Here is a 4,982-nt window from a genome sequence, read left to right on the forward strand (position 1 = left end):
AAAAAAAAGCCTTCCAAGATTTGGAGGGCTTTTTTTTATTATACAGGATTTACAGATTTTCTGTTATTATTATTTCTGTGCAGCTACTGTTTTAAATATTCCATTCCCGGCATATAAAATAAAGGTCTTCTGGCCATCCGGCAAAGAATTCACTGTTACATCAGGCAGGCTGTTGTAGGGATAACTAAAATTAAAGTTAAAGGCTTTGGTCTTATCGGAAACACTGATTTCAACCCTGAACGTGTCAACTTTCCCGGGACTAATAAGGGAAACATCAGTCTGATAGCTGTTAAGAAAAGCCTCATCCACAACATAAAATAAAATTGAATCGTGCCTGCTGAGCAAAATATTGCAATTTGCCGCCGAGTTGAACTTTAAGGTGAAATGGCCGGGCAAAGAAGTAGAATCATCTTTCTTGCAGCTTCCTAAGAAAATTAAAGCAAATAAAAAGCAAATACCTATTTTTTTCATTCTGTAGCTTAAATTTTGGAATCTAAATCATTCATTATTTTAAACAGGAATCGTCATTACATGTTCCTTGCATCCGTATCCCGATTATAAGAATATCCGATTTGAAATCATCATATATACAGGATATTCCAATAATACAGTCTGAAACCAAGTCGGGAATCTTCAATTTAACCTTTGCTAATGTAAGTATATTGATTTAAATTTAAACTAAAAGTCATCTATTTTTAGAAAACTTCGAAAAAAACTGAGTTGATGATAAGATCCTGAAAAAAATTTTCAAGTCCTGAAATGAATAATTCAACTACAAATTACAAGATTGGGCTACTGTATATCCCGATCAAGTCTTAATTTTCACCATAAATGTTGACTTGAGACATAGACACTCAAGCCTTTGGGCCACAATAAATTTTCAAGTCTGTTTCTGTTTTTTTGCTTAACTGTTCAAATATCTTTTTCTGCTATTTCCAGATATTGGCTTGTTCAAGATAACGGGTGGCACGAGCTTCACAGTCTTTTGATTTACTCAAATCACTTGCATCTTTATGTATATCGTATTCCCGGTAATAACTTTCAGCTTCAGACTTTTCCTGCCTGTATAACCTCATATACATTTCATACTGATTTTTCTGATGTTTTTTTTCTTCATTGACAAATTTATCTGTCTGATACTTATTGTATGCGTCATACCTCGAAGTAGAGCTATTAGAAGTTGAAGTATTGGCCTCTGTGGATGAAGATGGGTCACTATAATTTATTGAATTGTTGTAAGCATTATCTAAAGAATTGGCAACTGCTGTTGCTACCTGACTAATTGCATTAGTTATGATAATTATTTTGGTATTTTTACGGGCCTTTATTGCATCTGTATAATTGGGATTAAGAGCAATAGCCTTGTCAAAATAAGTTATTGCTTCATTATATTGCTGACAGGAAAAATAACAATATCCAATGCTATAGTAAGGATAAGGATTGGTATTATCCAGCGAAAGGGATTTTGCATAGCTTGAGACAGCATTAACATAATCCTTTTTATCATAATATTTATCCCCCTGATGCGAGAACGATTTGGCTTCATTGATTCTTTGATAATAATCTTTTACAAATTGCAGGTTGTTTTTTGCAATTTGATTGTTGCCATCCAATTCCAGAGCTTCCTTAAAATCAGCTTCAGCGCTTGCATAATCTTTATTCGGTAAATTCAAATAGCAATAGCCTCTATTTATGTAACAATCAATATTCAGGCTGTCATATTTTAATACAGAGGTAAATCGGGTAATGGCGGCTGAATAATATTGGGAATTCATATTTTTCACCGCATCTTCATAGGCCAATATGCAATATAATTTTTGTCCTTCTTCTATTCCTCCATTTACGGCCGTTTCTATCCATTTAAAAGCCTCGTTTTTATTCTGAATAACGCCCTGTCCTTCATAATAGCACTTTGCCAAATAAAAAGCCGATTCCATATTCCCTTTATCCGCTGACAATTTGAACCATTTAACTGCCTCTTCCATATTTATTTTACATCCACCTTTTCCAAAGTAATAACATGCGCCCAATATTCCCTGGGAAAGTTCGTCACCCTGATTAGCTGCCAATTTGTATAAATTTATAGCCTTATTATAGTCTTGCTTAACTCCCATTCCATGAAAATAGCATCTGGCCATAGCTGCCTGTGCAGAAGCGTTTCCGGCCTTAGCAGCCAGCGAATACCAGTAAATAGCCTCATGATAATTCTTAGTAGTGCCTATACCATTTAAATACAGGTCTCCCAATATTTTTTGAGATAGAAGATGCCCCTGCTTTGCAGCTTTCATCAACCAATCTTTTGCAATTTTTTCATCTTTATGAAATCCTTCTCCGTTTAAATAACATGTAGCTAAATTGTACTGATCTTCAGGATTTCCCTTCTGAGCCAATTCTAAAAATAAATTTTGAGGTACCTGATATTGAATATTAGCTGTTGACATTTTATCAGAATGATCAAATACATTGGAAGGAAAGTACAATTCTTTATTCTGATAAATAAAAGAATTCAAATTGGGACAATAGGAGAAAGCTTTTTCGCCCAGTTTACTTATACTTGGCGGCAATTCCATGGATTTAAGAAAATAACACAAACTAAAAGCATTTTCTCCAATTTCAATAACACTATTGGGAATTGTAATAGATATAAAATAACAATCATAAAATGCATTGGCTTCAATATATTTTACACTATTGGGAATGGAAATGCTATTGATAATTTGGCATTCCTTAAAGGCACTTTCTCCGATTGCTACGACTGTTGAAGGAATGCAATAGAATGACAAATCAAGTTTGGGTGGGAATCTGAGAAGGACGGACATATCTTTATTAAACAATACCCCATTAATTGACTGAAAATATTGATTATCTGGGGATACCTCTATTTGCCTGAGATTCCTTAAATTTTCAAATACTTTACTTCCAATTTCATTGATGGTACCGGGAATTTTTATTGAGCATATATTATTGCAATTTTTAAAAGCATAATCACTGATTGATGTTACAAGATAAATTTTATTCCTAAAGGGTATGCTAAATGGCAATACGATGTCTTTCTTTCTGGGTTCCTTAATATCACCAAAAAGCGTTGTTCTATAAACTTGAGCAACTGCTGCTGAACCCTTATTAAGGTCAATGGTATAAACAATGTCATCTACTTTTACTTCCTTGCTTTGTGAATATGCCAAAGAATAAGTAATCAAGAAAACCCCCAGAAGTGAAAAAAAATGTTTCATGAATAAAATATTTATACAAATTTTATTTTTAAACCTTAATGCAACTTGAAGCCAGGGAATAAAACCACAAAAGAGCATCCGATTTGAGCTATAACAAACATTTTATAAAATAAGCATTTAGAATAAGTTTACATGTTATTCTATTACATTCATTCAAATATAAATTGTTAAAATTATATTTAATATTTTATAAAACCAAGTCTCTAACATTTTTTTTTAATTGTCATACGATACTTTATCCTCATTTATTTTCCATCACCGCGATAACAAAAAGGAAATTTGCCCGACAGGAAGGCATTGGAGCTTTTTGGTATTCTCATTCCCAGATTAATCAGGTATATCAATATATTTTGAATCCTGAAATACATCATGCAAAGAAAACTTCTAGGGAAGAATATTTGGAACTGTTGAAAAAATATGAAATTCGATACGATGAACAATACCTGTTTGATTGGATTGAATAATATGTCACCCCTTCGGGGTTTAAAATAAACATCATTATTACAATGTGTTATAATCATTACATTCCTTCGGGATTATATTCCGGATATGTTGACCGATCCGGGGATAAAATTTACAGAAGAATTATTTATAAAGGCAGATTAATTCATTTCAGAATGGTAAGGAATGATGATCAAATCGGACATTCATTTTTAAAGCACGAATAAGTTCCTTAGATTACTAAGCCCTAATTAATCATTTATCCACCATAAATCCAAATCTTTTAACAACTATTTTATTTACCTCCTATTCTGGTAAAAAATATACATAGTCTGGATTTCAACAGACAGCCTAATTTCAGGGTTAAAAGGGTTAGACAGGATTACAGGATTTACATGTTATATTAAAATTATTTTTATATCATTTAACTTCAAAATTCTTCGGATAAAAAACAAAAGCCCCACGAAACATGATGTTTCATGAGGCTTTGCACTTGTTAACCCTTTTTCTGTAAAGTCTTATTTTCTACATCTTATCCAGATCCCAGATGCCAGTGGCACGTTCCAGCTCAATGACCGAGGAAACATAACGACACAGGGTCTCAAGATAGTCACTTCGAAGATCAACATAAGTGCGCCGGGCATTGATCACATCAACCAGGTTGCTTTCGCCCCGCTGATAGGAATAAACCTTGCTGTTCAGGATCTTCTCGGCATTGCCGATTAAGCCTTCATTATAATGCTCCAGCTGTTTCCTTTGCGCAACAAACGTATTATAGGCCTGTATGACGGATGTGGTGAGCTGTTGCCTGATGTCGTTATATTCTATCTCACTCTGATCTATAGCAAGCTTCGCGGCAACCACAGCCTGCCTGTTAGTGTTTGAAAACTTAAGAGGGATGGATATTCCAGCATTATATGAACTGTATGCTGGAGAAGGGGCTATATTGTTTTTGGCTACCGAATTGTACGAATATCCGGCTTCAAGGCTGAACTCAAATGCCCGGTTGGCCTGCAACAAACGAAGGTTCTTTTCCGAAACCTCCTTGTTTTTGATGGCTATTTTAATATCTCCCTTGTTTTTCACCGCTGTATCAACCAAGGCAGTAAGATTATAATCCCGAATGGACACAGGGAACTCGCCGACAGGATTATAAACTGTATCAGTCCCAACTTTCCCCTGCAATCGGGAAAAATCAAAAAAGGCATTTTGCATATCGGCTTTAGCCTGAAAAACCTGATTAAGCTGGGCTTTAGCCTCAAGGGCCGACTGCAGGGCATCTACTGTATTAGCTTCGCCATCCTTTAA

At 34.6% G+C, this 4,982-nt stretch carries 3 protein-coding genes and 1 pseudogene; 1 reads left to right on the top strand and 3 read right to left on the bottom strand.

What is annotated here, in order from left to right; translation table 11 throughout:
* Positions 1 to 69: 69 nt before the first annotated feature.
* Together Q8907_12555 and Q8907_12560 are read right to left on the bottom strand one after the other, a co-directional pair.
* Positions 70 to 471, bottom strand: a complete 402-nt coding sequence (locus Q8907_12555) for a hypothetical protein (GenBank protein ID MDP4275102.1) — start codon at positions 469 to 471, stop codon at positions 70 to 72.
* A gap of 458 nt (positions 472 to 929) precedes the next feature.
* Positions 930 to 3,233 (bottom strand): leucine-rich repeat protein, encoded by a 2,304-nt coding sequence (locus Q8907_12560; protein ID MDP4275103.1) that lies wholly within the window; start codon positions 3,231 to 3,233, stop codon positions 930 to 932.
* Between the two features lie 272 nt (positions 3,234 to 3,505).
* Between Q8907_12560 and Q8907_12565 the strand changes: the two are divergent.
* Positions 3,506 to 3,697 (top strand): annotated as a pseudogene (locus Q8907_12565) (transposase).
* Between the two features lie 502 nt (positions 3,698 to 4,199).
* Here the strand turns inward: Q8907_12565 and Q8907_12570 are convergent.
* A partial coding sequence (locus Q8907_12570) for a TolC family protein (GenBank protein ID MDP4275104.1) occupies positions 4,200 to 4,982 on the bottom strand: 783 nt, incomplete at its 5' end.

Source organism: Bacteroidota bacterium, assembly GCA_030706565.1.
Taxonomy (GTDB): Bacteria; Bacteroidota; Bacteroidia; order Bacteroidales; family JAUZOH01; genus JAUZOH01.

What these genes read in the sequence shown, in the direction of transcription:
- Q8907_12555 (MDP4275102.1), bottom strand. Translation starts at nt 471, where the DNA reads ATGAAAAAAATAGGTATTTGCTTTTTATTTGCTTTAATTTTCTTAGGA.
- Q8907_12560 (MDP4275103.1), bottom strand. Translation starts at nt 3,233, where the DNA reads ATGAAACATTTTTTTTCACTTCTGGGGGTTTTCTTGATTACTTATTCT.